This window comes from Nocardioides sp. (assembly GCF_035703625.1).
In the GTDB taxonomy this organism is placed as follows: domain Bacteria; phylum Actinomycetota; class Actinomycetes; order Propionibacteriales; family Nocardioidaceae; genus Nocardioides.
This window is the reverse complement of the sequence record NZ_DASSXS010000004.1, coordinates 1-2,276: the sequence shown is the minus strand read 5'-3', so window position 1 is coordinate 2,276 and position 2,276 is coordinate 1. Positions and strand designations below refer to the sequence as shown.

Below are 2,276 nucleotides of genomic sequence, written 5' to 3'. Positions count from 1 at the left end.
GGCGTGCCTCGCCGATGAGGTAGCGCTCGGTCGTCCCGGTGAAGTCGGACTCGACGACGACGTAGTCGATGTCGGGACCGACCATGATCCCGAGGTTGGCCGGGAGGGTCCACGGCGTCGTCGTCCACACCAGCGCGAGCTCGCCGGTCTCCAGCCGCAGGCCCACGGTGACCGACGGGTCCTGACGGTTCTGGTAGACGTCGTCGTCCATCCGCAGCTCGTGCGTGGACAGCGGGGTCTCGTCGTTCCAGCAGTACGGCAGGACCCGGAACCCCTCGTAGACCAGGCCCTTGTCGTAGAGCTGCTTGAACGCCCACATCACCGACTCCATGTAGTCGAGATTCAGGGTCCGGTAGTCGTGGTCGAAGTCGACCCAGCGGGCCTGGCGGGTGACGTAGTCGCGCCACTCGGAGGTGTACCTCATCACCGAGGCCCGGCAGGCGTCGTTGAACTTCTCGATGCCCAGGTCGAGGATCTCCTCGGTGGTCTTGAGGCCGAGCTGTCGCATGGCCTCCAGCTCGGCGGGCAGCCCGTGGGTGTCCCAGCCGAAGCGACGCTCGACCCGCCGCCCACGCATGGTCTGGTAGCGCGGGATCAGGTCCTTGACGTAGCCGGTGAGCAGGTGGCCGTAGTGCGGCAGCCCGTTGGCGAACGGCGGGCCGTCGTAGAAGACGAACTCGTTCTCGCCGTTCTGCCCGGCGTCACGCTGCTCGACGCTGGCGCGGAAGGTGTCGTCGTCCTTCCAGTACGCCAGCACCCGCTCCTCGATCTCCGGGAAGTTCGGGGTCGAGCTGACGGCGCGATGGGCTCCGGTGGAGACCTTCGGATAGGTCATGGGCGGCTCTCCTGCGGGTACGTCGTGCTCGGGCTGTGCTGGCCACGAGGACGACAGGGCTGCCGCGGTACCACCTCGCTTGCCCGTCTCGCGACGGACCGCTTCGTTCACGGCTGTGACGGGCCTACCCGTCCGGTTCTACTGAGGCCCTCCCGCGTGGGCAGGACCCGTTCTTCCGGAGGCTCGCCGCTGATGACGGCTCCAACGCCTGTGGCCACAGGGTACGGCTCGGGGACCGGCGACGGCGAATCAGTTACAGCTGCTCCAGCCAGGCGAGCACCTGCACCGCGACCTCGTCCGGCGTCAGCTCGGTGTTGTCGAGACGCAGGTGGGGGAAGTCGGCAATCACGTCGTCGCCGGGTTGAGGATCACGGGGGTCGGTGTTCATCCGGTGCCGCTCGAGCTCGCGCACGTTGGCGTCGGACCACTCCCGGTCCCGCTTGCTCGGCTTGGCGGCCAGCCGTTCATCGGTGTGGTTGCGGGCCAGCCGGGTCTCCAGGTCGGCGTACAGCTCGACCACCGAGACCCGCCGCCCCGCGTCGACGTACGGCGCCAGCAACCAGCGGACCCCCTCGGCGGACTCCGGGTTCTCGAGGTCCCACACCAGCGTGAACACCAGCCGGATGTCGCCGGCCACCGACTCCTCGATGATGCGGCGCCGGAACTCGCGGTCGAGCACCCGGAAGGGCGGTGTCCCGAAGCCGAAGATCTCCAGCAGCGGCTCGATCGTGTGGTGGTTGTGGAAGAGCCGGAAGTCGGAGCGCGCGCAGATCGCGCGGCCGACGGTCATCTTGCCGACGGCCGGCGGGCCGGTGACCAGCAGAAGCTCCCCCGCAGGCATGTGCGGAGGGTATTCGCTTGCCTCGCCGTTCCACGACCGGATTGGCTGGGCGCCATGAGCGACATGTGGCTGCCCGACGACCAGGATCCCCGAGCGCAGGCAGGCTCCCCCCGGGGCGAGCGGGAGTGTCTGGTCGGCTACCTGGAGCACTACCGGACGACGCTGGAGCTGAAGTGCGACGGGCTGTCGGCCGAGCAGCTGGCCACCCGGTCGGTCCCGCCGTCGACGCTGTCGCCACTCGGGATGGTGCGGCACATGGCGCGCGTGGAGCAGAGCTGGTTCCGTCGCGTGATCGAGGGCCGGACGGACGTCGCGCGGCTCTTCCAGGACGAGGACGGGGGCTTCGAGCTCGACGTGGCGGCGGTGGACGACGCGTTCGTCGCCGAGGCGTGGAAGCTCTGGCGCGACGAGGTGGCCTATGCCCGTGACGTGCTCGAGCGCACCGAGCTCGACGCACTCGTCGACGTCCACGGGGACCCGACCGAGGTGCGCGACATCGTGGTGCACATGATCGAGGAGTACGCCCGGCACTGCGGCCATCTCGACCTGCTGCGCGAGTGCATCGACGGCCGCACCGGCCAGTGACCGGCCGGAGCGCCT

At 69.2% G+C, this 2,276-nt stretch carries 3 protein-coding genes; 1 reads left to right on the top strand and 2 read right to left on the bottom strand.

From position 1 onward, the window contains the following. Nucleotides 1-835, bottom strand: an 835-nt coding sequence (locus VFN12_RS00165; RefSeq protein ID WP_325116506.1) for a class I tRNA ligase family protein, incomplete at its 3' end; no start/stop codon positions are given. A gap of 253 nt (nt 836-1,088) precedes the next feature. Beyond that, nucleotides 1,089-1,676 carry an AAA family ATPase gene (locus tag VFN12_RS00160; protein WP_325116505.1) on the bottom strand — a complete coding sequence of 196 codons (588 nt, stop codon included), beginning with the start codon at nt 1,674-1,676 and terminating at the stop codon, nt 1,089-1,091. 54 nt (nt 1,677-1,730) lie between these two features. Between VFN12_RS00160 and VFN12_RS00155 the strand changes: the two genes are divergently transcribed. Further along, nucleotides 1,731-2,261: a DinB family protein gene (locus VFN12_RS00155; RefSeq protein ID WP_325116504.1), complete on the top strand. Its 531-nt coding sequence runs from the start codon at nt 1,731-1,733 to the stop codon at nt 2,259-2,261. Nucleotides 2,262-2,276: the final 15 nt, after the last annotated feature.

Excerpts from the sequence above, each read along its gene's own strand:
- VFN12_RS00155 (WP_325116504.1), top strand. The coding sequence starts at position 1,731 with ATGAGCGACATGTGGCTGCCCGACGACCAGGATCCCCGAGCGCAGGCA.
- VFN12_RS00160 (WP_325116505.1), bottom strand. The coding sequence starts at position 1,676 with ATGCCTGCGGGGGAGCTTCTGCTGGTCACCGGCCCGCCGGCCGTCGGC.